Origin of the sequence: Acinetobacter shaoyimingii (assembly GCF_011578045.1) — a bacterium.
Classification (GTDB): Bacteria; Pseudomonadota; Gammaproteobacteria; order Pseudomonadales; family Moraxellaceae; genus Acinetobacter; species Acinetobacter shaoyimingii.
This window is the reverse complement of sequence record NZ_CP049801.1, coordinates 1434591-1460646: the sequence shown is the minus strand read 5'-3', so window position 1 is coordinate 1460646 and position 26056 is coordinate 1434591. Positions and strand designations below refer to the sequence as shown.

The 26056-nt window shown below is 36.8% G+C and carries 21 protein-coding genes and 2 pseudogenes; 10 read left to right on the top strand and 13 right to left on the bottom strand.

Annotated elements, in window-relative coordinates:
- Window positions 1-54 precede the first annotated feature (54 nt).
- The 3 genes from G8E00_RS06525 to G8E00_RS06515 all read right to left on the bottom strand — a co-directional run bounded on the left by G8E00_RS06525 (window position 55) and on the right by G8E00_RS06515 (window position 3123).
- Window positions 55-1107, bottom strand: coding sequence for a BMP family ABC transporter substrate-binding protein (locus G8E00_RS06525; RefSeq protein WP_406741464.1), 1053 nt, complete (start codon window positions 1105-1107; stop codon window positions 55-57).
- A 210-nt stretch (window positions 1108-1317) separates the two neighbouring features.
- Window positions 1318-1803 carry a nucleoside deaminase gene (locus tag G8E00_RS06520; protein ID WP_166011886.1) on the bottom strand — a complete coding sequence of 162 codons (486 nt, stop codon included), beginning with the start codon at window positions 1801-1803 and terminating at the stop codon, window positions 1318-1320.
- A 264-nt stretch (window positions 1804-2067) separates the two neighbouring features.
- Complete coding sequence (locus G8E00_RS06515) at window positions 2068-3123, bottom strand: Rieske 2Fe-2S domain-containing protein (protein ID WP_166222852.1); 1056 nt, start codon at window positions 3121-3123, stop codon at window positions 2068-2070.
- A 262-nt stretch (window positions 3124-3385) separates the two neighbouring features.
- Here G8E00_RS06515 and G8E00_RS06510 point away from each other — a divergent pair, with 262 nt between their 5' ends.
- The 3 genes from G8E00_RS06510 to G8E00_RS06500 all read left to right on the top strand — a co-directional run bounded on the left by G8E00_RS06510 (window position 3386) and on the right by G8E00_RS06500 (window position 7461).
- Complete coding sequence (locus G8E00_RS06510; RefSeq protein WP_166222849.1) at window positions 3386-4363, top strand: LysR family transcriptional regulator; 978 nt, start codon at window positions 3386-3388, stop codon at window positions 4361-4363.
- Window positions 4364-4468: 105 nt separating this feature from the next.
- Window positions 4469-5821, top strand: a complete 1353-nt coding sequence (locus G8E00_RS06505; protein WP_166222846.1) for an 8-oxoguanine deaminase — start codon at window positions 4469-4471, stop codon at window positions 5819-5821.
- Between the two features lie 557 nt (window positions 5822-6378).
- The gene (locus G8E00_RS06500; RefSeq protein ID WP_166222843.1) at window positions 6379-7461 is read left to right on the top strand and encodes a zinc-binding metallopeptidase family protein; all 1083 of its coding nucleotides are present in this window, start codon (window positions 6379-6381) and stop codon (window positions 7459-7461) included.
- A gap of 50 nt (window positions 7462-7511) precedes the next feature.
- Here G8E00_RS06500 and G8E00_RS06495 read toward each other — a convergent pair whose 3' ends face one another.
- Both G8E00_RS06495 and G8E00_RS06490 read right to left on the bottom strand, forming a co-directional pair.
- Window positions 7512-7715 (bottom strand): hypothetical protein, encoded by a 204-nt coding sequence (locus G8E00_RS06495; protein WP_166222840.1) that lies wholly within the window; start codon window positions 7713-7715, stop codon window positions 7512-7514.
- A gap of 281 nt (window positions 7716-7996) precedes the next feature.
- Window positions 7997-8824: an SDR family oxidoreductase gene (locus G8E00_RS06490; RefSeq protein WP_166222837.1), complete on the bottom strand. Its 828-nt coding sequence runs from the start codon at window positions 8822-8824 to the stop codon at window positions 7997-7999.
- A 346-nt stretch (window positions 8825-9170) separates the two neighbouring features.
- Between G8E00_RS06490 and G8E00_RS06485 the strand changes: the two genes are divergently transcribed.
- Complete coding sequence (locus G8E00_RS06485) at window positions 9171-10184, top strand: pirin family protein (RefSeq protein WP_166222834.1); 1014 nt, start codon at window positions 9171-9173, stop codon at window positions 10182-10184.
- 222 nt (window positions 10185-10406) lie between these two features.
- Here the strand turns inward: G8E00_RS06485 and G8E00_RS06480 are convergent, their stop codons facing one another.
- The 3 genes from G8E00_RS06480 to G8E00_RS06470 all read right to left on the bottom strand — a co-directional run bounded on the left by G8E00_RS06480 (window position 10407) and on the right by G8E00_RS06470 (window position 16436).
- On the bottom strand, window positions 10407-11168 hold the full coding sequence (locus G8E00_RS06480) for a lysophospholipid acyltransferase family protein (RefSeq protein WP_166226457.1): 762 nt from the start codon (window positions 11166-11168) through the stop codon (window positions 10407-10409).
- A gap of 141 nt (window positions 11169-11309) precedes the next feature.
- Window positions 11310-12425 (bottom strand): beta-ketoacyl-ACP synthase III, encoded by a 1116-nt coding sequence (locus tag G8E00_RS06475; RefSeq protein WP_166222831.1) that lies wholly within the window; start codon window positions 12423-12425, stop codon window positions 11310-11312.
- Between the two features lie 45 nt (window positions 12426-12470).
- Window positions 12471-16436: a DUF3418 domain-containing protein gene (locus G8E00_RS06470; protein ID WP_166222828.1), complete on the bottom strand. Its 3966-nt coding sequence runs from the start codon at window positions 16434-16436 to the stop codon at window positions 12471-12473.
- Window positions 16437-16991: 555 nt separating this feature from the next.
- On the opposite strand from G8E00_RS06470, the gene ahpC reads away from it, so the two are divergent.
- The 3 genes from ahpC (at window position 16992) to G8E00_RS06455 (ending at window position 19610) form a co-directional block, all read left to right on the top strand.
- On the top strand, window positions 16992-17555 hold the full coding sequence (gene ahpC, locus G8E00_RS06465; protein WP_166011877.1) for an alkyl hydroperoxide reductase subunit C: 564 nt from the start codon (window positions 16992-16994) through the stop codon (window positions 17553-17555).
- 472 nt (window positions 17556-18027) lie between these two features.
- Window positions 18028-19200, top strand: a complete 1173-nt coding sequence (locus G8E00_RS06460) for a CsgG/HfaB family protein (RefSeq protein WP_166222825.1) — start codon at window positions 18028-18030, stop codon at window positions 19198-19200.
- 203 nt (window positions 19201-19403) lie between these two features.
- Window positions 19404-19610: a KTSC domain-containing protein gene (locus tag G8E00_RS06455; protein ID WP_166011875.1), complete on the top strand. Its 207-nt coding sequence runs from the start codon at window positions 19404-19406 to the stop codon at window positions 19608-19610.
- Between the two features lie 201 nt (window positions 19611-19811).
- Here G8E00_RS06455 and G8E00_RS16500 read toward each other — a convergent pair.
- From G8E00_RS16500 to G8E00_RS06445, 3 genes and pseudogenes are all read right to left on the bottom strand, one after another.
- A pseudogene (locus tag G8E00_RS16500) lies at window positions 19812-20050 on the bottom strand (methyltransferase); the annotation flags it as partial.
- A gap of 109 nt (window positions 20051-20159) precedes the next feature.
- Window positions 20160-20378, bottom strand: coding sequence for a DUF1653 domain-containing protein (locus G8E00_RS06450; RefSeq protein ID WP_166222822.1), 219 nt, complete (start codon window positions 20376-20378; stop codon window positions 20160-20162).
- A 107-nt stretch (window positions 20379-20485) separates the two neighbouring features.
- Complete coding sequence (locus G8E00_RS06445) at window positions 20486-20845, bottom strand: roadblock/LC7 domain-containing protein (RefSeq protein ID WP_166011873.1); 360 nt, start codon at window positions 20843-20845, stop codon at window positions 20486-20488.
- A gap of 640 nt (window positions 20846-21485) precedes the next feature.
- Between G8E00_RS06445 and ahpF the strand changes: the two are divergent.
- From ahpF to G8E00_RS06430, 3 genes and pseudogenes are all read left to right on the top strand, one after another.
- A pseudogene (ahpF, locus tag G8E00_RS06440) lies at window positions 21486-23050 on the top strand (alkyl hydroperoxide reductase subunit F).
- 219 nt (window positions 23051-23269) lie between these two features.
- A complete protein-coding gene (locus tag G8E00_RS06435; protein ID WP_166011337.1) occupies window positions 23270-23614 on the top strand; it encodes a hypothetical protein in 345 nt (114 codons plus the stop codon).
- Window positions 23615-23895: 281 nt separating this feature from the next.
- Window positions 23896-24588, top strand: a complete 693-nt coding sequence (locus G8E00_RS06430; protein WP_166222819.1) for a VIT1/CCC1 transporter family protein — start codon at window positions 23896-23898, stop codon at window positions 24586-24588.
- 176 nt (window positions 24589-24764) lie between these two features.
- Here the strand turns inward: G8E00_RS06430 and G8E00_RS06425 are convergent, their stop codons facing one another.
- Both G8E00_RS06425 and G8E00_RS06420 read right to left on the bottom strand, forming a co-directional pair.
- Window positions 24765-25172: a hypothetical protein gene (locus tag G8E00_RS06425; protein ID WP_166222817.1), complete on the bottom strand. Its 408-nt coding sequence runs from the start codon at window positions 25170-25172 to the stop codon at window positions 24765-24767.
- 98 nt (window positions 25173-25270) lie between these two features.
- Window positions 25271-26050, bottom strand: coding sequence for a TIGR03915 family putative DNA repair protein (locus tag G8E00_RS06420; protein ID WP_166222814.1), 780 nt, complete (start codon window positions 26048-26050; stop codon window positions 25271-25273).
- Window positions 26051-26056 lie beyond the last annotated feature (6 nt).

Sequence of the window (26056 nt, the reverse complement as noted above, 5' to 3'; positions counted from 1 at the left end):
CCATGAATGTCCAAGATCTCTTGCAATAAGATTCACCGATAAACGCTTAAAATATTATTGTGGGAAAACGCCTTTAACACCTTTAACGTAGTAATTCATTGAACTTAATTGAGCATCACTCAGTACTTTTGATTTCTCAATCAGCAATGAACCATCTTGTTTATAAATCGGTCCTGCAAATGGATGAACAGTGCCCTTATGCAAAGCATCACGCACTGAAAGTGCTTTTGTTTTTTGTTCTGTTGAAACTGCTGGTCCAAAATTTTCAATATTGACAGCACCTTCTTTGACACCAAATTTAAGCGCTTGGGTTTTCCACGTTTTATTCACGACTTGACTCATCACAGGCTCATAAAATTTTTCCCAATGTAAAACTGCTGCTGCCAAGTGTGCATTTTTACCAAATTTGGTCATATCTGAATTCCAACCAAATGCATAAACACCTTTTTGTTGAGCAGCTTGTACTACCGCTGGTGAGTCTGTGTTTTGCATGAGCACATCAGCACCTTGAGAAATAAGCGCGAGTGCCGCATCTCGTTCTTTGCCTGGGTTAAACCACGTATTTGCCCAAATGACTTTGGTCTCAATTTTAGGGTTCACACTCTGTGCCCCTAAGGTGTAGGCATTAATGTTTCGCACCACTTCAGGAATTGGAAAAGACGCCACCACACCAATGGTATTGGTCTTGGTTTTTAAGCCTGCCAAAACTCCAATCATATAAGCCCCTTCAAAGGTTTTAATCTCATAAACCCCAAGATTTTTGCCTTGCTTATAGCCTGTTGCATGCATGAAAATGGTTTTTGGAAACTGCTTCGCCACTTTATCCATGGCATTCATATAACCAAAAGAAGTACCAAAAATCACTTGGTTGCCTTGTTGGGCTAAATTACGAATCACACGTTCAGCATCGGCAGTTTCAGGGACATTTTCGATATACGAAGTTTTAATTTTATTTCCCAAAACTTTTTGTGCTTTTAAACGACCTTGTTCATGAGAATAGGTCCAACCATGATCACTGGTCGGCCCCAAATAAACAAATGCAGCTTTGTCCTGACTATAACCCAGTGTAGATGCCCCAATAATGCCCACTGCGAATAATGTTTGCATCATTTTGTTGATTTTTTTTTGCATAATATATTCACCATCATGTTTTTAATAAAGACAGGTAGATTTAAAATAATAATATCCATCGATATATGAATTTTAAATTTAAAATAAATAACAGGTATACACATATACAATTGCAATAAACATTCCAATATTTTTTTTGAATAAAAAAACCCTCATATTGAGGGTTCATTCATTATATATAGGTGGTTATCTTGTCGACCAAAATTCTTTTTGCAACTGAATGGTTTCTTGTTCAATTTCGACTATAGGTCCGATCAGCTCGATATTTTTTTGACCATGTTCAAATACGTATTGTGCTGAAACACTCATGGTAGGGTTTTCACTATGATTACCCGTACATTGCAATAAATTTGCTTCCGTCATGCCATAAACCACACGCCCTATATTTGCCCAGTAAATGGTGCCAGAGCACATACAACAAGGCTCGACAGCTGTATAAAGTGTACACTGCCATAAATATTCAGCTGGATAATTACTCGCTGCTATACGTGCAAGGGTCGATTCAGCATGATTGACTGTATCAATATTACACTGCGTCAAGAGTACAGTTTTTTGATCTGGAGCAACCAGAACGGCACCAAAGGGATGGTGCCCCATGTGCATGGCACGTCGACCAACATCGTTTGAGAGTCTTAAAAATTCTAGGCATTGTTGATGTGTGGGTATCGTCATTCTTTCTCACATTTCAAACTATTATGATTCCATCTTTATATTGTTACTTTTAGAACGTTCAAGATATGCATCATATACAAGATAAAATAAATTAAAAAAGACTTAAAATAAAAAAGGCACGTACTTATTTTAAGTCTAAAACTGGATAATAAATTTAAATATTTATATTTTATCTAAACGCAGATCTGGTTATAAAACATTTTCATAAAATATAAAAAGACCAGAATAAAGATAGAATATTTAACACATCATGATCATTGTGTATTACACAACATATCGTTTGCTTAAACCCCATTCCGCTAAAATACGACGATACGTTGTTGATGATCGATCCGCCTCAAAATGTGCTTCCATGGTAATATCAAGTGGAAGTTCTTCTGGTTTTTGACTTTCAACCATGTCTTGATCTTCAGCAAAAATTTGCGCATTAAAATCATATACAGCTTGCAAATCACCGGTGGTATCGAAGTTACGTGTTAAGGGTACAAATAAGCGTGTTTTGTTATGTGATACTGGGCAACAGGCATTTAAAATCTTCAATACGCCATCTTCTGGAAAATGCACGGTCAAGATTGCAGAAAATGGTGGATAAACATCAAAAACCCGTTTCCAAACAAAGTCTTCAGGTGCAAGATGTTGCAATCCATGTGGATAATTACTGACATTGCTTAAATATTCGGTGTGCAAACCATAATCCGTACGAACAGTTGAATATTTTTGCACAATTGGATTGTCGCGATCAGCAAAAGACTCATGATGCACCCACGCAAAATGCGCTACATCAATAAAACCCTCCAACTGACGACCACTTGATCCAGCAATATCAACAAATGCTGGCAAGATAGATTGATGCCCTTCAACATCCCATGTATCTAAATCAGGAAAATTCGCTTTCGATTCATCACGGCTAAATAAACTGGTCCACACCAATCCATACTTAAGCACCACTGGAAATTTAGTAAGATTAAAACGGTCTGAAATATTGGTCAGTTCTGGTTGTGCTGGAATTTTGGTACATTTGCCATGCTCGTTATAATGTAAGCCATGATAAGCACAGATGATTTCTTCACCCTTGACCCATCCTTTAGTGAGTGGCACGCCACGATGCGGGCAAATATCACGAACCAAATGAATTGCACCACTCTCCGTTTTATACAATGCCATTTTCACATCAAGCAACATGACCTGTTGTGGTGTAGTCGACACATCTTGAATGCGTGCAACAGGATACCAATGTTGCGCCAAAATATTCCAATCTGTTGGTTCAAAATCACTGCAACTCGGTTGCGTAAATAAGTTGATCACTGGAATAGCATTCATATTCGCTCACCAAAAACTTCTATATATTTAATTACAATTTTTCCACACAGCAGAAATATGATTCTTTAAAACTCATATTCTTGATGCTCTTTTAACTCAAAACTAAGCATTTCAATGGTTTCTGTCTATTAGAATGTTTTGAATTAATCATTCAGTTTTTTAGAACACACTTAAAATAATTTCCATCTCCAAATGACATCTCTTTAATGGCATGAAATTGGCTAGAGATTGCATATACATTCTTTTGGTTATCGAAACGAATATGAATATTCCATTTTCACGGTTTTCTGATTATTTTATTGCTGTGGCTAAAACAGGAAGTTTAAGAAAAGCTTCTGAACAATTATTCATCTCTGTATCTGCGGTACATCGTCAAATCGCTTTAGCGGAAGAAGATTTGGGTGTTGTCCTTTTTGAACGTCTACCGAACGGATTAAAACTGACATTAGCCGGTGAACTGCTTTATGCAGACTTACTCAAATGGCAAAAGGAGTTTCAGCAAACCAAAGTTCGTTTTGATGAAATTCAAGGGCTAACACGAGGCAGCATACAATTTGGATTAATTTCTGCCTTATCTGAAGGTTTTGTGCTGAATACAATCCAATACATCAATGCTCAATACCCATGGATCAACTTAAATATTGAGATCGCGGAAAGTGAAAAAGTTGCTGCAAAAATTAATAACGCTGAACTCGATTTTGGCATTATTTTAAATCCCAAAGCCCATAATCATTTAGAAGTCGTTGGCTTTATTGAGATTCCAATTGGTTTTGTTCTACCGTGTCAACATCCTTTAGCCAATGCAGATAAAATCTACTTTTCAGATCTGGTCAATGAGTACCATATTATCCCAGCACATCCTTTGGTCATACATGACTATGTGAATGCTTTATATAAACACCATAAATTCACACCAAATAAAAAGACTGAATGTAATGACATTAGAATGATAACTTCATTACTTAAACAAAATTCAGGAATTAGTTTACTCAGTTATTTCGATGCATTACCAATGCTGAATCGTAATGAATTGGTCTTTAAACCCATTCAAGACAAAGGTTTGTATCCATTAACTATGGCTTTGTGTATTGCACCAAAGCGTCAAATTTCACGTGTTTCTCAACTGATGATTAAACATTTACTGGAAGAGATGGAAATCATCAAACTGAAGTTGGATGAATTGAACTCAACTAAGTTTCAAAATTGTGAAGTGAGTTTGGCTGAACAAGAAAATGCATGAACAGATTAAAAACTGGAGCTTGAAAGCATTGTACTCATTTGACATCACCCTTGGTACAGATGTTGCTTAACACCATCCACAATGCGTTATTTTAGGATCGAACACATGGCAAATTTTTGGATTAAAAATCCAATGGCAATTTATACTGGAAATGATTTAGATGCCCGTGGAGGCATTGTCATATCCAATGGGAAAATTATTGAACTTGTTCCCAACAATCAACGTCCAAACAGTCAAATCGATCATTTTTTTGATGCAAGTAATCTCGTGATTACCCCTGGGCTGATCAATAGCCATCATCATTTTTATCAAACATTAACCCGTGCTTGGGCACCAGTCGTCAATGTGCCGTTATTTCCTTGGCTTAAAACACTCTATCCTGTTTGGGCAAAACTCAGCCCCGAACAATTACATTTGGCGACACAAATCGCGCTCTCAGAATTGGTTTTATCAGGCTGTACTTTTGCAGCAGACCATCATTATTTATTTCCAGCTCAATTGACTGATGCCATTGATATTCAAGTCGATGCGGCGAAAAGTCTAGGTATGCGCGTCATGCTGACTCGTGGCTCAATGAGTTTAGGTGAAAAGTCTGGCGGATTACCACCCGAACATACCATTCAGGATATGGACATTATTTTGAAAGACTCAGAACGATTAGTGAATAAATACCATGAACGTTCCAGTGATGCCATGGTCAATATTGCACTTGCTCCATGTTCACCATTTTCAGTTTCACAAGAGATTATGCAACAAAGTGCTCAATTGGCTGAACATCTCGATGTGCGCTTGCATACGCATTTAGCTGAAACCATTGATGAAGAAAATTTTTGTGTGGAAAAATTTGGCATGCGTACTGTTGATTATTTAGAAAGTGTCGGATGGCTGAATTCAAGAACATGGCTGGCGCACGGTATTCATTTTAATGCTGAGGAAATTCAACGTTTAGGTCAGGCAAAAGTAGGCATATGCCACTGCCCACATTCAAATATGCGCTTAGCATCTGGAATCTGCCCGACACTTGATCTGATGGAAAATGGTGCAATTGTTGGTTTAGGTGTTGATGGTTCAGCTTCTGGTGATGCCTCAAATCTAATACTTGAAGCACGTCAAGCGATGTATTTACAACGCTTAAAATATGGTGCAGAACGCATTACACCAGAGCTTGCACTCAATTGGGCAACTGTAGGTTCTGCTCAACTGTTAGGACGTGCACAACATTTAGGTCAAATTGCACCAGACTATCAGGCTGATTTTGCTTTTTATAAACTCGACGATATAAAATTCTCAGGAAGTCATGATCCAATATCTGCATTACTTCTTTGCGGTGCAGATCGTGCTGAACACGTGATGATTCAAGGTCAATGGATTGTGAAAGATGGTGATTTACAAACGATTGATTTGGATAAATTGCAATTTGAACATCGTTTAGCCGCTAAAAAACTGCTTGCTGCGTAGATGCCTCTAAATATTGTAAAACACGACATGAATTTACAACGATTAAATTCATGTCTCTACCTAAAAATTCATGCAATGATTCAGCTTTTTTTAGATTTAATGACAGTATATAAAAACAGCTTTGATAAATATTCTGATTAATGATGTGCAAAAAATAAAATTAAATCATTGATCAACAACGCCCATATCAATATTTTATAACATCACTATTTTAAATCCCTATAGTTAAGTTTTTAATTAAAACGTATAAGCAATACAAAACTTGATAAAAATAATTGTATTATTCATTTTATTTTAAAGAAATTTCACTCCATTCTGACCAGTTTAAATATCTGTTTTATGCTGATTAAATTTTCATTGTATTGAATTTTATACAATTAATTATGTTATTTTATTTACAATAATTTCAATATTTATTAAGTTTCTTTAATATTTTAATTCAATATTAGTTAATCTATTGATAAATTATTACAATATAAACTGCAATTTTATTTACAATTGATAAAAGCAACACTTAATCACCTATAAATTTTTTATTTCCGCATTTAGGAATAGGTATGAAATATTTTGAATGTACCTCTTGCCATCATCAAATTTATTTTATGGACTATCAATGTGATCATTGTCATAGTCATATTGGCTATGTCGCATCTGAAAAATACATGGGCACATTTAAAATAGAATCAGATGCAACTTGGGTCGCTCAAAACACATCATTTAAATCAACCCTATTCAAACCTTGTCGTAATTACAGTTTATATCAAAATTGTAATTGGTTGATTCCTGCCGACGATGACAATGTGTACTGTGAATCTTGCCAATTGACGCATACCATCTTGGATTTGAGTCAGGCTGAAAACATCACATATTGGTCACGTCTAGAAATGGCCAAACGTCGTTTTTTATATTTGACGCAACGCTTACATATTATGCCGCGACCTAAAAAGTCAGACACAGATCCATACGGATTACGCTTTGACTTTTTAATGCCGAATGATGATCAACCTGTTTTGACGGGTCATGCCAATGGCATCATTACATTGAATGCAAGCGAAGCGGATGTGGTATATCGTGAAAAAACCCGTGAAAATATGGGTGAAAACTACAGAACTTTACTGGGGCATTTCCGACATGAAAGTGGGCATTTCTATTTCAATGTCATGCAGTATTTGCACCCAGAACTGATTGAAGAATTTCGACTGTATTTTGGCGATGAAAGACTGGATTATAGTGAAGCATTGCAACGCCATTATAACGAAGGTCCTCCACTCAATTGGCAAGAAAGTTACATCAGTACATATGCTACGGCGCATCCTTGGGAAGACTGGGCTGAGACATGGGCGCATTATTTACATATGATGGAAACCCTTGAAACCGCATACTATGCTGGCATTTCAATTCAAGGGAATGGTACAACACTGAATCAATTAAATTTTGAAGAATGTCCAATTGGTGCCAAAGACTTTGAAGCAACACTGCAAAACTGGGTGACGTTGACCTTCAATCTCAATGCTTTGAATCGAAGCATGGGACTCGCGGATGCCTATCCGTTTAAACTCACTGATACGGTAAAAGATAAATTGCGATTTATTCATCGACATCTATTAACCTTTGTTTTTGAAAACAATCACCCAAGTTAAATAAAATGATGCTCAAAAACCTGGCAAATATGAATAGCTTTGCTTCCAATTTAGTACTGATTCAGTACACTTGCAAAGTCTGAACGCATTTCTTGCTTGGTTGGCGGCGCTGGATACCATGCCACTATGAATGCCCCACTTTTTGAAAGGCTTTTTGGCTTAGTTGAATCTAAAGTGACATAGACCAGATCTTTGGGCGTAGCATTAAATCTTGCATGCTCACGTATCACAATCTGATTGTTATATTTTTTCACCTCTAAATTGAGGAACTCTTTTTTACAACGATCATAAGTCGAGTTAGATCTGAAATTCGTTTATTTTTATCCCCTTTATATGGGTGCAGTTGAGAAGTCTTTTGATGTGATTGACCTTTCTGTGTATAGGCAATCATCACAACCAGGAGAATGAGCACAATCACTAAAGTTAACATAAGTATTTATTTTTCATAAACTTTTATAAATTATCTTTAATTTCAAAGAATAATCAATTAAAAAAAGCCCAAATTTTGGGCTTCAATTAGATCATTTATGCTGGATTAAGGATCTACAAACAAATCCACCATTAATTCATCATCAGATTGTTCAACACGATACTGCTCGAAATCTGTTACGCCTTGCTCACGTAAAATTTCTTCATCAATCATAAGTCGACCAGTAATGCTTCGCTTTTCACTGTTGATGATCGCATAAGCTGCATCTGCCATAATCGCCGGTGTTCGAGCTCGGCTAAATAACTCACGACCACCTAAAGAAAACTCAATCGCAGCTGTCGCAATAATGGTTCTCGGCCACAATGCATTTACACTAATACCATAATTGGCAAATTCTTGGTTCATCCCAATCGTCAGCATACTCATACCATATTTAGTAATCGTGTACGGCGAATGCACAGCAAACCATGACTCTTTTAAATTTAAAGGTGGAGATAAACTTAAGATATGTGGATTGGCGCTTTGTTTTAAATAAGGCAATGCAGCTTGGCTACAGACCATCACCGCACGAGTATTCACCTGATACATTAAATCGAATCGATTTGGATCTAGTGTTTCAACACCTGATAAATTAATTGCACCTGCATTATTAATTAAAATATCAATGCCACCAAAATCTTCTGCTGCCTGTTTCATTGCTGCCGCAACAGCAGCTTGATCACGTACATCCAATTGGATCGCTAAAGCGTGTCCACCTGCTTCTTCAATTTCTTTAGCAACAGAATGAATCGTACCGCCAAGTTTTGGATGCTCTGTCGTTGTTTTTGCTGCAATAACAATGTTTGCGCCATCTTTGGCAGCTTTCAATGCAATTTCACGACCGATTCCACGACTTGCACCAGTAATAAATAACGTTTTTCCTTTCAGTGACATTTTATTTCCCTCTATTTATTTTTTAACACTGCATTCAATGTACAAAATTTAAGCTGTGATGCAAAAACAGTTTATGAACGATCTAGTCGTCTATGCTCTGATTATGCTATTTCTTTTTATGCATTTGTTTGATAGCCGAACAGCTCATTTTCAGTGCAAAGAATTATACAAAATGTACTCAAGCATATATTGCAATCGAAAGATATGATTTTATTTGCAACAGTTTATCCTACATTTAGAAACGCTCTAACACACAAGAATATGATTGAATAATGATATAAACAATAAAGCACAGGCATTGCTGCCATTTTTACATTAGCGATGATTTATGCCTATGGAGCACAATATGTCCAATCCATTGATTTACGATATACAACCGATTGAGTTCCGTTTGGACTTAAAAGATCCATTTATTTTTACTGCCCATCATATCGATTATTTTCCAGCGGGTAACGAACAGCTTGGTCCAGTAAGCCCACCAACTGCAGATAAACCTTATCGAATGTACTACGGCGATGTCGTTCCTGGCTTTCCTGAACATCCACACACAGGATTTGAAACCATTACCTTAGTGGAACGTGGATATGTCGATCATTTCGATTCCTTAGGTAACAGTGGTCGTTATGCTGAAGGTGATGTGCAATGGCTCAGTACCGGTAATGGTGTAGAACATTGTGAAATGTTCCCGCTTCTGCACCAAGATAAAGAAAATACCTTTGAACTGTTTCAAATCTGGTTTAATTCATCACCAGAAGAAAAAACGCATGATGCTGACTATAAAATGATGTGGCGTGAAAACATCCCCCATGTTAATAAAACCGATGCCAATGAGAAACAGTCAGATATTCGTGTGATCTCAGGTGTGTTTGAAGATACGTTAGCGATTAGCCGACCACCGCATTCTTGGGCAGCATCAGCCGAAAATAAAGTCAATATTTATATGATTGTCATGCAACCTAATGCGGAATTAGATATACCAGCCACAACTGCAACCTCAACGCGATTTGCTTATTATTATGAAGGCCCTGATATGCAAATTGCTGGTCAAAATATTCCATTTAAACATTTGGTTGAGCTTAAACCTGATGAAGTTATTCATTTAAAAAATGGTGAGTTTGAGTCCCGAATTTTATGGCTGGAAGGTGAACCGATTGGAGCGCCTGTTGCCATGCGGGGACCATTTGTACTCAATAGCGATGATGAATTAAACCATGCATTTGCACGTTATCGCCAAACACATTTTGGTCCGTGGCCTTGGCCAAGCCCTGCTCCAGTATTTAAACGTGAGCAACCTCGCTTTGCCAGTTATAAGAAAGGGCAAGAAATGGAATATCCTGAAAACAATCAGATAAATACTTAAGCAGATCAATACAGATCAATATTATTTGAATAAAAAAAGCCCAATGAGGAGTATATTCATTGGGCTACTAACTTCAGTTTCTTCTACAAATTCATAATACCCTTTTTTTGTATATTTTAAAGCCTATATAAGTAAAGAATTATGATTTTTGGAAAAAATATATTGATGATTTTATTGTTTAATAATTTATATTTCACGTTATTTATATTGTTTTATTTCACATCATAATTTTGTATTTAATGTTCTAATCTCAACCAGCTCTTGCAATGTTTGATATATTTTTTCTTGCAAATCATCTCTATATTTTTTTAATTCCATAGCAGTCAATTCTTTATCTACTTTCTGATTTGGAAGAAATTTAAAGTAAAAATGGACTCTTTTAGGAATAATATTTTTAGGAACTGATGGAATAACTTCACCATTGCGTAACAATTTTCCTATAGATGGAACAGTGAGTAATTTTTTAAACCACTTTTGTTCAAGCAGCGTATTGGCATCAAAGCCCAATTCGTAAACATCATCACCACCCAATGCAGCAAAAGGTACAATATCATAATTGAATTCTTGTGCAAGTTTTAAAAAACCGTAACGCTCTTTCCAAATCAGTTGATATTCTTCTCCACGTCTTTTAGCAACCTCTCGCCCACCACCTGGAAAGATTAATAACGAGTAGCCTTGTTGCATGGCTTGACGGGCATATTCTTGAATTCCATCCACGCCCCCCATCCCCGTAACCACTTTACGCCAAAGCGGTACTTTAAAATGGAGATGATCTGCTAAGCTTACAATCGCAATTTTATGCTCTGTATAAAGATAATCAATGATAATAGGTGAATCTAATACACCATAAATCGTATGATTACCCACGTACATCGCGGGTTGATTTGGGTTGATATGCTCAACACCGAAAAATGTTGGACGAAAATAAAAGCGTTGCAATAAACTGCCTAATCGGATGAGTTTCGAATTATGCTGAATATGCAACGCTTTAAAATTTTCTTCACTACCCATAATGTAATCTTTCAATAAAATCTCAATACTTACATTGTAGTGCATTCCACCTCAATGCAAACGTAGAGATTTTGTCAATGGATTACAGACAGGGTTTTATACCTTCGAAGTTTTTTAAGCGACATGCTTTTGAACGAGGATACTACCCACTGAGTAGCCTGCACCAAATGAACATAACACGCCATATTCACCATCATCTACTTGATTAGCTGAGCGGTGTAGCGCAATGATCACACCCGCTGATGAGGTATTGGCAAACTCATCAAGAATAATTGGGACTAAGTTCGGATCTGCTTCAGCAGCTTGTTTACCCACCACCAATTTTAAAATCAGTTCATTCATGCTGGCATTGGCTTGATGCAACCAGAAGCGTTTCACATTGTTCGGTGCAACATTGTTCTTTTCAAGTTGCTTGGTGATCATCTTCGCAACGAGTGGGCATACTTCTTTAAAGACTTTACGTCCATCTTGGCGGAAGCGTTTGTCATCAGTATCCGTTGTTTCACTTGGGTTCATGAAACCAAAGTTATTACGGATGTTATTTGAAAATTGAGTAAATAACTGAGTATCTAAAATTTCAAAACCTGTTTTAGTCGTTGTATCTTCAATGATTGAAGCCGTAGCAACATCACCAAAAATAAAATGACAGTCACGTGAGCGGAAATCTGTATGTGCAGAGGTAATTTCAACATTCACGAGTAACACACGGCGCGCACCTGCTTTGATGGCATCATACGCTTGCTTTAAACCAAAGGTTGCCGCTGAACATGCTACATTCATGTCATAGGCATAACCTTGGATACCTAGTGCTGTCTGAATTTCAATCGCAACAGCTGGATAAGCACGCTGCATATTTGAACATGCTAAAATCACAACATCAATGTCTTCAGCCGTCACACCTGCATTTTCCATTGCTTGTTTAGCAGCAATGACACCCCATTCTGCTTGTAATGAAAGCTCATCATTTGAACGTTCACGTAAAATTGGACGTAAACGCTTTGGATCTAAGATACCTGATTTTTCAACTACATAACGACGTTTTACACCAGAAGCTTTTTCAATAAACTCAGCGCTTGAACCACGACGAGCTTCTAACTCACCCGCTTCGATTTGCGCTGCGTTGTCTTGATTGTATTGTTCCACATAAGCATTTAAAGCTTGAACTAACTCTTCGTTGGTAATGACTTCTTCAGGATGGAATAAGCCAGTACCCGTAATGCGGATGCCCATGTAAAACTCCTTTTCAAAAATCTGAAAAACTAAATTGGTACTATCTTAACTGATTCCGAGACGATCCCATACTTTTTGTAGTCGAGTTGGAGAAATTGGCATCTTGGTTTTCATGGGTTGCGAGAACAAAGAAATACGCAATTCTTCAATCATAAAATACAATTCTTTGGTGCGAGGATCGTCTTTATGCTTGAATATTTTATCCATCCACGGATCAACTTCTGCAATTGCACCATTATCTCGTTGTAAATTATGCGGTAAGCGATCCAGACGTAAAATTAAGGCTTTCAGATAACGTGGAAATTCACACCAAACGTCATGTGATTTGGTGTAGACAAAATCGGATAAATTCATGAGGTCAAGCTGATCTTCGATATCATCCATATTTTTAGCAAAAACATTTTGATCCAAAACCAAAAGCTTTTGACGAATTTCTTGCCACTGGATATAAATTTCACTCATCATTCTGAGCGCATCTTGACCAAAGCTTAAAAACTCTTTTTTGACTTTTTCAAGTAGCTGTTGGTATTCGGTAGCATTGATTGGCAAATCTTGAATCGCCATTTGTAATGTGGCATAGACCAGCATTTGCTCCAGTTGTGATTTATCACCCAAAGGTGAATAAGCCAAAGCCAATGGTTTGGCAATTTGTTTTTTTAACTGACGAATCAAATCACCCAATTGCATATGAATCAGACGAATAATCCCGTTTCGATGCTGTCGAATCGCTTCTGCCTGATCGTTAAAGGTTTGAATCACAATACCTGATTCGTCTTTTGCATCTAGCTGCCTAAATGCTTTTGTCGGCACTAAAGCTTGATATTGTTTGACCACCACACCCGTAACTTTTTGTGATGCTTCAAAGACAAAAGTATCGGGGAAAGTTTTAAACTCGCCTTTCAGCTGTTTCACGGGGCTATGCGTTTCAGTACGACAACGTGCTTTGAGCTCAGCTAGATCACGCCCTTTTTCAATCACCCGCCCTTTTTCATCAATTACTTTGATCAAAGGACGTAAATATTCCTCAACACGCTCATATGAAAAATCTTTGACTGAAATTTGTTCACCACGCAATTGGAATGCTAAGAAATTAAAAATATGTTCACGTAAATGCATCGCATCGATTTTTGCAATTAATTTTCGTGCTGTATCTGGAATGGGAACCAGATTTCGACGTTTATCCTTTGGTAACGCTTTTAGCAACGCTTCGATTAAATCTTGGCGCCACCCAGGAATTCCCCACGACCAAATATTTTCATCGACTTGTGGCAAAGCTTGTACAGGGATTTTAACCGTTGCGCCATCTTCATCATGACTTGGGTCAAAACGATAACTGGCAGCTAAACGCAATTCACCATTACGTAAATAATCTGGGAATTGCTCGGTGGTTGGGCGATCATCCATCCATAAGGAATCCTCCTCAATGAATAGATAGCGAGGCTCATTGGGTTCAACCGTCGCACGCCAATCTTCAAAAATACGTCGGCTTGCAACTTCAGGCGGTACTTTAGCGGCATAAAATTGATAAATGGTTTCTTCATCGACCACCAAATCGCGACGACGCAATTTATCTTCAACACGTTCCACTTCTTCAAGTTTGAGCAAATTGTGCTTTAAAAATGGTGGTGTTATGCCCAAATTACCCGTGGTTAACGCATCACGCAAGAAAATTTCATGCGCTGCTGCTTGATCTACCTTTTCATAATTCATCAACCGTTTTGGTTCAATGATAAGTCCAAATAATGAAATTTGATCATAGGCATTGACCACACCTGCTTTTTTCGACCAATGTGGCTCAAAATAATGATGCTTTAACAGGTCACCCGCAGCCAATAAAATCCATTCGGGTTCAATTTTTGCCAAAGTGCGTAAATACACTTGTGACGTTTCCACCATCTCAAAAGCCATGACCCAAGGCGTATTGGTCTTGTGTAAGGTCGATGCTGGGAATACCCGTGCTTTTTGTTGACGAACCGCCATAAAGACATTGCGCTCATCGGTTTTATTGGCGATAAAAGACAGCAATCCTGTCAATAAAGCACGATGTAAATTTTCATAACTGGCTTTCTTTTCATTAAAAGACAGTTTTAGTCCTTTGGCTAAATCAACCAATTGCTCATGCGTTTTCTTCCATTCACGCAGACGCAACCAACTTAAGTAATGCTGACGTGCAAATGTGCGACGTTTATTTTCGCTCATATCACGATTTGCAACCAAGGCTTCCCAAAGCTTGATGTAAAACAAAAAATCAGAATCTGCTTCACGGAACAATGCGTGTTTTTGGTCAGCTTGCATTTGCTTATCGGCTGGGCGTTCACGTGGATCTTGAACTGCCAATGCAGCAACAATAATCAAGACCTCATTTAAAACGCCAAAATGCGCGCCACCAATAATCATTCGAGCAAGACGTGGGTCAATCGGCATACGTGCCATTTGCTGACCAATTTTGGTTAAGCTACCTCCCTTAACTTGAGCAAGTCTCCCTTTCTCAAAGGGAGATTTAGAGGGATTACTTTCAATAGAATCTCCCCCTTGCGCAGCAGTGCTGCTCACTCTTTGAGAAAGAGAGGCTTTATTTTGCTCAACCATTGCCCCCAATTCAATTAGAAGCTTACGTCCATCATTGACTAAACGATGATCTGGTGGTTCGATAAAATCGAAATCTTCAAGTGAACCCAAACCTAAACTTTGCATTTGCAAAATCACAGATGCCAAATTGGTCCGCTTAATTTCAGGTTCGGTAAATTCTGGACGACTTAAAAAATCTTCTTCAGAATACAGTCGAATGCATACACCCGGTGCAATACGTCCACAACGCCCTTTACGCTGATTGGCCGCGGCTTGTGAAATCGCTTCAATCGGTAAGCGCTGTACTCGCGAGCGGTAGCTATAACGTGAAATACGGGCGAATCCGCTATCGATGACATAACGAATATTCGGTACAGTTAAAGCCGTTTCTGCAACGTTAGTCGCAATAATAATACGTCGCCCACCACCCGATGGATTAAAGATTTTTTGTTGTTCTGAAATGGCTAAACGCGCATATAAGGTCAAGACTTGAGTATGACGTGGACCATGTTTTTGTAAGGTTTCTTGCAACTCACGAATTTCTTGTTCCGTGCTGGCAAAAATCAGAATATCCGCATGTTCAGGATGCCCTTTTTCAACAGCATCTTGGAAGCATTCTTCAACCGCTTGTACCACAGCACGAGGTAAGTTTTCCTCAAAGTCGTCAAATTCATCGTCATCACTGCCTTGTACTGATAATTCAGAAATGGGGCGATAACGCAACTCTACAGGATAACTTCGGCCTTCAACTTGGAAAATGGGTGCATGATTGAAGTAATTTGAAAACCGATCTACATCTAATGTAGCAGAGGTAATAATGACTTTTAAATCTGGGCGTTTAGGTAATAATTGTTTTAAATAGCCCATAATGAAGTCGATGTTCAGCGAACGTTCATGTGCCTCATCAATAATAATGGTGTCATATTTGGTGAGAAAACGGTCATTGGACAGCTCTGCCAACAAAATACCATCGGTCATTAAACGAACAATCGAATTTTCTGACCCTTGTTCATTAAAACGAATTTTAAAACTGATGGATTGACCGAGTTGCTCGCCCACTTCCTCTGCAATACGTTGCGAAACTGTTCTAGCAGCCAAACGACGAGGTTGCGTATGACCAATTAAGCCCGTTAAACCACGACCCGCCAGCATCGCAATTTGTGGCAATTGTGTGGTTTTACCAGAGCCAGTTTCACCTGCAATAATCACGATTTGATTGTTTTGAATCGCTTCAATCAGTTTGTCTGCATATTGGGTAACAGGTAAATCTTGGTTCAGTTTAATATTGGGAATAGATTCGATACGTGCTCGAACTTTTTGATTGGATTTTTCAAATAATTCTTGATATTGCTTTTCGTTGGCATCTTTACCTTTGCGTAGTCGATTTAAACGATGACGATCACGGGCCATAACAAGGTGGTCTACATTTAAATCTATTGACACAGATGCACAATCCTAAAACTTACTGAATCGCTTATTGTAAGCGCTACCGCTACAGTTATAAAGATAATCTCGGCTATCATTTCCAAAAAACAGTGATGCTGTACCAATTTAACTCTTCTAGTTTACTGAATCGATATGCCCTAAGTGTTAAATTTAAAATTTGCCATTCTTAATATTTACATTCTCATTCTTCTGGCTTAAGCCATAGAAAAATTATTGCTCATAAAGTATTTTCTTTTTGTTTATTTAGCACTTATCAGTATGTTCAATAAGCTCATAAACTATTCATATAAAAAATAATTTAAATTCAACTTGAAATTTACCATCATCAACATCATGTTAATACTCAGCTTGAAATGCTTAGATTTTGTCATTCAATGATCAAATTCTGGTTATTCAATGACACAATCATCATATTAGATGATGCGAAATAGAGAACATCGCTGTTAATTCGGTTTTTCCGATGTTTGTTATGTAAAAATACTATTTCAGCAATAAGATAACTTTCGATATTCTATTGAACATTAAATTCAAACCTCAATCATGGAGACAATGATGAGCTTAATTAACACTGAAGTTAAACCGTTTAAAGCAACTGCATTCCAAAATGGTCAATTCATCGAAGTAACTGAAGCTGATCTTAAAGGTAAATGGTCAGTTGTATTTTTCTACCCAGCTGACTTCACTTTTGTTTGTCCAACTGAACTAGGTGACCTTGCTGACAACTACGAAGAATTCAAAAAACTTGGTGTTGAAATCTACTCAGTTTCTACTGACACTCACTTCACGCACAAAGCTTGGCACGATTCTTCTGAAGAAATCAAAAAAATCCAATACGTAATGGTTGGTGATGCGAACTGGACTCTTGCTAAAAACTTTGACGTATTAATCGAAGCTGATGGCCTTGCTGACCGTGGTACTTTCGTTATCGATCCTGAAGGCAAAATCCAAATCGTTGAAATCAACGCTGGTGGTGTTGGCCGTGATGCTTCTGAACTTCTTCGTAAAGTTAAAGCAGCTCAATACGTACATTCTCACCCAGGTGAAGTTTGCCCAGCTAAATGGAAAGAAGGCGACGCTACTTTAGCTCCTTCTATCGACCTAGTGGGTAAAATCTAATTTTTTAGATTAAACTAAAAAACCACGCTTATTGCGTGGTTTTTTTAAGCCTAAATATTATTAGCTTTATCGATATTGCAATAGATCTGTTTATTACGTGAGCACATTCAACATTCAACGAGCTTACAAAACATAAAAATCAAAACTCATACAGATCATTCGCAAGCGCTATCTGATTCGATCAATCAGGAATCGATGGCTTATACAAATACAGAAAATCCAATTCACTTCGTTGACTTAAAGTTCTTAAAAAATATTTATCAATTCCAAAACCATTAATCAATTTATATTTCAATTTAATATTGTTATTATAATTGTAATATATTTTTATTTATCAGATACATAATTAAGCACTTATAAATTAATTCTTAATTATTTTAATGTATTGATAAGCCATATTACTCAATAGCACCAAACTAAATGGAATTTATCACTTAGTACCAAAAACTTTAAATTCTAATGGGGATTATTTATGTTTAAAGCAAAGATCAAAATTGGGCTGTTAACACTTTCTTTAGCAAGTGGCTTACTATTTTCAAATCATGCTTCTGCAAAAGGATCATTGTTAATGAATCTTGCAGGTGCTGCTATTGGTGCACCTGGTCTTGGTACAGATCTAAGCAAAATGCAGAAAATGTATGAAAAACAACTTTCAACATGTCGCAAACAATTGGGTTCTATCAGTATTGCCGAACCTGACGATCTATCTTCATTTATGGCATTTGGTTTATCCGCTCCCACAAGTATTTTAAAAGTTTCAGTCAATGACTCAAAATGCTTTACCTTAGTAGATCGTGGCGCAGGTTTTAATGCTTCTCAATTAGAACGTAGTCTTTCATCATCTGGTCAATTACAAAATGGTCAGAATATTGGTGGCGGTCAACTTCGTGCGGCGGATTATGTTTTAGTCCCAGAGCTATTATCTCAAAACTCAAATGCAGGTGGCAGTAAAGCTGGTATTAAAGGGTCTAGCATTATTGGTATTGGGGGCGGTGTTTCTCGTAGCACCAATAAAAAAACCGCTGAAGTCGTTCTTAGCCTTGTAGATGTACGTACCACTGAACAAGTTATATCGGTGAATGCAAGTGCAGAAATTAGTGATAAAGCATGGAATGCATCATTGAGTGGTAAAAAAAATGGTGTTCAAGGTGAAGCTGGCTTTGGAACATGGAATAATACTGAAATTGGTTTAGTGGTTAAATCTGCTTATCAAGAAGCTTTTGAGCAATTAATTACTGCAATCAATAAGGGTAAAATTATTGCAAAACGAGCACCTGCGCCTACAGCAGTTGAGTATGAAAGACCTATCGTTGCTGCAAGCTATGTACCTCCAGTGGCACAACCGACTGCATACAACACACAAGATAATCTCGTATCGTCTAATGAATCAAATTTGACGAATTTTACTCAATCAGTTGCTTCATCAAGTCAAAATAGCAATATTGGTTTATATGCCAATCAAAGACACATTACTCTAAACAAAATTGCACGTTTACTCAGTGAAGCAGATACAGGTTCAAATACCATTACCCAATTAAAACCAGAAATGATTATTTATCCTACAGGTGAATATTCTGGCAATATGCTTAAAGTGAAGGATGAAATGGGTAATATTGGTTGGATTTCATTGGCGGTTGTCCAATAATCATATTCATATCATAATATAAAACTTGAGTGACCGTGATTTTGGTCACTCATTTTTTCCTTTTAAAATCTCATCTATTTTGAAGATATCATTACCGATAAAAATGCTTAAATATTCACAAATTTACTATACATCTAGAGAAAGTTATGTCATAAGTTCAATTAAGTAGCTTACTACTTTGCTTGATCATAAGGAGGTCGTTTATGGGAACATCGCTTGCCGTCACTTCTTGGAAATATGATTCTTTATCACGATATCTAAAAATTTTTTATAACAATGGTTCTGGAGAACTGTACCATCCTGTTCCGAATTTCATTTATGACAATCTGTTGAGATCTCAAGACAAAACAGCCTTTGTACATAAATACTTAGAATATGATTTACACTTTACAAAAATTTCAATCCAGTAATTAGCTCTTGTTTAAGCAAAAATTTCTTCATTCAGATTGATATAGTGAAGAATTTATTCTTAGCCATTATTTTCTTACGGTGACGTATGATGATCTTTATATGTCACCATGAATACTCATTCTCCGATTCATGAGCTGGATTAAATAAGACCAGCACCTCAGATAACATTCAAGTTCAACATCCGATATTATTCAATTTTTTATTCTTTTTGCATCAACTTCCAATGTCGTCATATTTGCTTGATTGACTTTTGCTGCATCTGCCAGCCATAAAGTTGAACACCCTATTGATGTTCCAATTTCTTAAATTGATTTTATTGTTCTTCACGTATAAACATTGCTAGGTACTGTTCAGATTCAGGCTCAATATTTCTATAACGCGCTAGCTGATCTTTTTGTGTTGTTTCAAATGCAATAAATGGCGTTATAAAACATCTAATTTTGCTCAACGTCACAGCCAAGGCTCATATTGTTATTTTAAACAATGTTGTTATGAGCCTTAGATAACACGTGATACTTTTTAATTGAAGCAGACAGTATTAAGACAATTTATTCGGTTTCTTGTAGCAACTCAAATCTTGGTAATTCAACCCCACTACTTAATGTCACTTTTTCTTTAAACATCTCTAAAGGTCTTACCCACATGGAGTAATCACCATAAAGACATTGATACACGACCAATTCTTCACGTGTTTCACTGTGCGTCGCCACATGAAACACTTGATATAAATTACCCTTATAATGTTTGTAAATTCCACGTTTCATCATTCATCGTTCTCTGCTTTATTCATAAACATAATAACGGACTCCAGGATTAAAAAACATTGCAACATAAAAAAACTCGCCATTCGGCGAGTTTTTTGTTTCAAAATGAATCAGGTGAAATCTAACTCTTTTTCAAATCCTTTTAACTCATGGCGAGCCATTGCTAAGTTTGACTTAGCACGATCTAAAACTAGATAAAGGAAAAGATTTTCATTTGATTCTAATGGACGAATTAAATGGTATTGTTTACCCAAAGTAATTAAGATGTCTTCAATTTGATCGTCTAATTTTAATGCTTTAGCAACTTTACGTTTTGCGCGAACCACTTCAGTGTTACCTGCTGCTGCTAACTCTAAGTCAATACCTCCGCCCCCAGCTGTTGCCAAAGAAAGTCCACTTTCACTGTCAACAAGCGCTGCACAAATGAAACCATCGATATCAACTAATTTATCTAATGAAAGATTAGCCATGTATTACCCCACTTCTTATGTTTAGATGTTTTTTATTACCCTAAAACAACTTTTTATTTATAAAGTTTTTAGGATTCTTTTTAAGTTATATATTAATAACCTAAAGCCTTTCTGTATTTAAATGCAGTTTTATAAATTTATTTTTATTAAATCTATAATTGATATTAATACTAACACACACAAACTAGCATGATTTGTTATTACTATTCAATCATTATTGTCATAAAAAATATCATTTTTTCATTATTTACTTACATTAAGAAATTTTTATAATTTATCCATTAAGTCAAAATTAACAATTATAATAAAATTAACATTATATAATAATATTATTTAAATATCAGTTAAATTGATTATATGTAAAATAAAATAAAAACATATATTCTTATTTTATAGATATAAAAATATATTATTAAATACAAATACCAACATATTAAAGAATTCATAAATTTAATCATCATACGCAGATAATTAAATCTATTATTCATTTAACTAATCGTATTCAAATTAGCCATTGTAAATTATGAGTAATTAATCTATTTTTCCAATTACAAGTATTAAAACAAACTGTTTTATCTATTTTTATCTTTCCCTTATCATAGCTCCATCAGATAAATTTACTCCTTTGGAGACGTTAGCAATGTTAGATCAAAACACTTCTGCTCAATTAAAAACACTCCTTGAACGCCTTGAAAGCCCAATCGAATTGGTGGCCACTTTAAATGGCTCTGACAAATCAGACAAAATTAAAGAATTGGTCACTGAAGTTGCTGCACTTTCAGATCAAGTGACTGCACGTTTTGATGGTACAAACGCTCGTGCGCCAAGTTTTGGCATTGCAAAAGTGGGTGAACAACCTCGTGTGAACTTTGCTGGTTTACCGATGGGTCACGAATTCACATCTTTGATCTTGGCTTTGTTACAAGTATCGGGCTATGCACCAAAAGTCTCTGACGAAGTTTTAGCACAAATCAAAGGCTTAAACTTAACAGCTGATTTTGATGTGTTCGTATCGCTCAGCTGCCATAACTGCCCAGACGTAGTTCAAGCATTAAATTTGATTGCCATCTATAACCCTGGCACAACAGCAACCATGATTGATGGTGCATTCTTCCAAGATGAAGTTGAAGAACGCAAAATTATGGCGGTTCCTATGTTATTCCAAAACAGTGAGCACATCGGTCAAGGTCGTATGACATTGGAAGAAATCATCGCGAAATTGGATACCGGTGCAACAGCGAAAGATGCTGAAAACTCAATGCCAAAGATGCGTTTGATGTACTTGTAATTGGCGGTGGTCCTGCAGGAAACACAGCAGCCATCTATGCAGCACGTAAAGGCATTAAAACTGGTATCGTAGCTGAGCGCATGGGCGGTCAAGTGATGGATACCATGGACATTGAAAACTTCACATCCGTGCAAAAAACACAAGGTCCGAAGTTTGCAGCTGAGATGGAAGCACATGTACGTGAGTATGGTGTCGACATCATGAACTTGCAAAAAGTGTCAGGCATCAAAGGTGCAGCTGAAACTACCAACGGTCTAGTTGAAGTGACTTTAGAGAATGGTGCCAAACTTGAATCTAAAACCATTATTCTTTCTACAGGTGCACGTTGGAGAGAAATGAATGTTCCAGGTGAGAAAGAGTATAAAACCCGTGGTGTTGCTTACTGCCCACACTGTGATGGTCCTTTGTTCAAAGGAAAACGTGTTGCAGTGATTGGTGGAGGTAACTCAGGTGTTGAAGCGGCAATTGACCTTGCTGGTATTGTTGAGCATGTAACATTGGTTGAGTTTGATACTAAACTCCGTGCCGACCAAGTGCTTCAAGACAAATTGAACAGCTTGCCAAACACCACTGTGATTTTAAATGCACTTTCAACTGAAGTGGTGGGTGATGGTTCACAAGTAACTGCACTTAAATACAAAGATCGTGCGACTGATGAAATCAAAACGATCGAGCTTGCAGGGATCTTTGTACAAATTGGTTTGTTACCAAACACTGACTTCTTAAAAGAAACAGCTGTGGAACTTTCAAACCGTGGTGAGATCATCATCAATGATCGTAACGAAACCAATGTGAAAGGTGTATTTGCTGCAGGTGACTGTACAACTGTGCCATACAAACAAATCATCATTGCCACAGGTGAAGGTGCAAAAGCATCACTTTCAGCATTTGATTATATGATTCGTTCTGGTCAGTAAGATTAAGAATTGATTCATGCTTTTTAAAAGCCTCATGTATATACATGAGGCTTTTTTAAGTCTAAATATATATAAAATTTACAATTTATAATATTTCCAGCATTGGCAATTGTATATATTACATTCATTCATGATATATTTTATGTTGAGATGATCAAATTTTATCTCTCAAAATTTCATTGAATAATAAATAATAGGTCTATAAAAAGGATGTCAAAAATGAATAAATTACTTGTTGCTTTAGGTCTTGCTGCGACTGTTGCACTTGTTGGATGTAAGAAAGAGCCAGCGCCAGAAACAGGTGCGACAACTGGTGAACATTTAGAAAATGCCGCTGATCAAGCTGGTCATGATATTGCGACTGCAACAGAAAATGCTGCGAGTGATACAGCAACAGCTGTTGATAATGCAGCAGACGCAACTTCACAAGCAGCAGATAATGCTGCAGCACACGCTGAAAATGCTGCGCACGATGCTAAAGAAGCAGCTAAAGATGCTACTGCCGCAGCTGCACAAGCAGTTGAAACAGGTGCAGCGAATGTGAAAGAAAAAGCACAACAATAATCTGTTTTAAAAAAGCCTCTCATGTAGAGGCTTTTTTTGTTTTTTATAGATTTAATCTAAACCTTGTACTTTATGAGTTTTTTAAGCTATATCATCCAATATAAAAACACGCCAAATTAATAGATTAAATAGCCATAGGTCGTGTTTTACATTCACGAAATATCATTACTCTACCCTAATATTCTCATCATTTAGGATAATGAACATTATAAATTAGATTGATTTTGTTCATTTGTTTCTTATAAGCTGGACACCATTTTTAAAATCAATTCTTAAAAACCATGCCCTCTTCACATCATCATGAACAACATTATATCCATCGCACTGGATGGTTAAGAGCGTCAGTTTTGGGAGCAAATGACGGTATTATTTCAGTAACAAGCTTAGTTTTAGGTATTGCTGCAAGTGGTGCTTCATCCAATACATTGCTGATTAGTTGTGTCGCTGGTCTTATTTCTGGTGCTGTTTCGATGGCTGCAGGTGAATATATTTCAGTCAAATCTCAATCAGATATTGAAGCAGCTGATTTAGAATCTGAAGCACGTGAATTACAACGTAATCCGCATGCTGAGCTTAAAGAACTCACTCAGATTTACATTTCACGGGGTTTAGATGCAGAACTTGCGTATCAAGTTGCCGTTCAATTGTCTGAACACAATGCTTTAGCTGCACATGCAAGAGATGAAATTGGTATTAGTGATGCGATGGCAGCAAAGCCTTTACAAGCTGCATTTTCTTCTGCCTTAAGTTTTTCAATTGGCGGATTATTACCAACATTGACCATTATATTTAGTCCTGAAGCTTATTTAACACCAACGATTGCTGTTGTGGGTATTTTATCCCTTGCAATTTTAGGTGCATTATCTAGTTATGCAGGAGGTTCCTCCCTACTTAAAGGCGCTACACGCGTGACACTCTGGGGAATTTTGGCAATGGTTTTTTCAACATGGATTGGATCCTTATTCCAAATCTAGATCTGAGCTACTATTGAGCGAAAATTCTTGTTTTAATGATCATTATTTATGGATCTAAGCATAAGATGAACTAGATAAGTATATTAAAATAAGCTATGCAAATAGTGATACAAGTGCCTCTGTCAAAACATATTGAAAAATAGCTCAATTAGCTTGAATTATCTTAAATTGGATCATCATTTACATACTGCTTTTTTTACTTTTTTCACAATATATTTGGGTAAAACAACAATATCCTCTTGTTGCAACAGATCTTGGGTGTTTTTTGCAATATAGTTATCTTGCTTGTCCCAAAGTGAAGCGCTCAACACTTGATAACCACTACCTTCACAGTCGACGACCAAAGAACGAGATATCGTTTTAACACGCGTGGATGGATGTTGAATGACTTGTAATAACTCATAGCTCATATTGCTTGGATAAACTGCTTGCGGATCAATGACTGTATTGATTTTATAAAAATTGTCATCGAAAGCACCCAACTTAACCCAATTTGGCGCATTCGCAGCAAATGCATTTGAACTACCTAAGCTTAGACAAACAATTAGGTATGTCTTATACACATATTTATCGATAATTTTCATCTCAAATTGCTTCATTTTCATTCAAAATTCATGATTTTTTTATTATGAATTAGAACCAAGATAAACAATAGTGTCTTAATTAAATAATTTATTTATGACTAAATTATTTTTTCATTCATATAACGCCAATACCGTTTAGGTACATATTGAATGTGCAATTTTAGATTCTTACGCGCTTGAATATTCACGCTATTGAAATAATCTTTCCAGAGTTGGTCATAAAGTACCTCTTCATCATCGAGTTCTATACTAAAGCTTTGACTAAAACCTGTTTCAATATGTTCATCAATCGCATGAGGATTCATGTGAACCTGATGCACTTGGCTTAAGTCATAGTAGATGCCGTATTGACGTTTTTCATCATAAATCAGCCATTTTTGATCTTGATAACGCGATTTAAAATGCCGCTCAATCAAGGGCAATACATTAAAATCGGGACGCACTAAACTTAAAAATAAACCATCTTGGCATTTTTTAAAGCGTACAAAAGCTTCCATGCGGTGCTTTTCCCTGCCCACTTGTTTGGCCCATTGTGAAATACCCAGCACGTCGACATGCCCATAATCACGATCAATCGGTCGTTGAGATTGAAAAGCATAAACGCTAAAATTAAACAAATGCTGAAATGCGTTCACCTGTTCCGATAAAAAGGTGTAATAAAAATTTCGCAACCCATTGGCAGAAACTTTTTGTTTTAAACCCTGCCAAACACGCTGACCATGCTCATCATTCGATTCCACAACTACCACAACATCAAATAAACCTGTTTGTACATGATCATGCGTCAAGATTTGCACATCGAATTCTTTAAATTGAAACGCACGAAACACACAGCTCAAAAGCCCTGTCATGGTGCCATCAAAGACATATGCAGCCATTGTTAG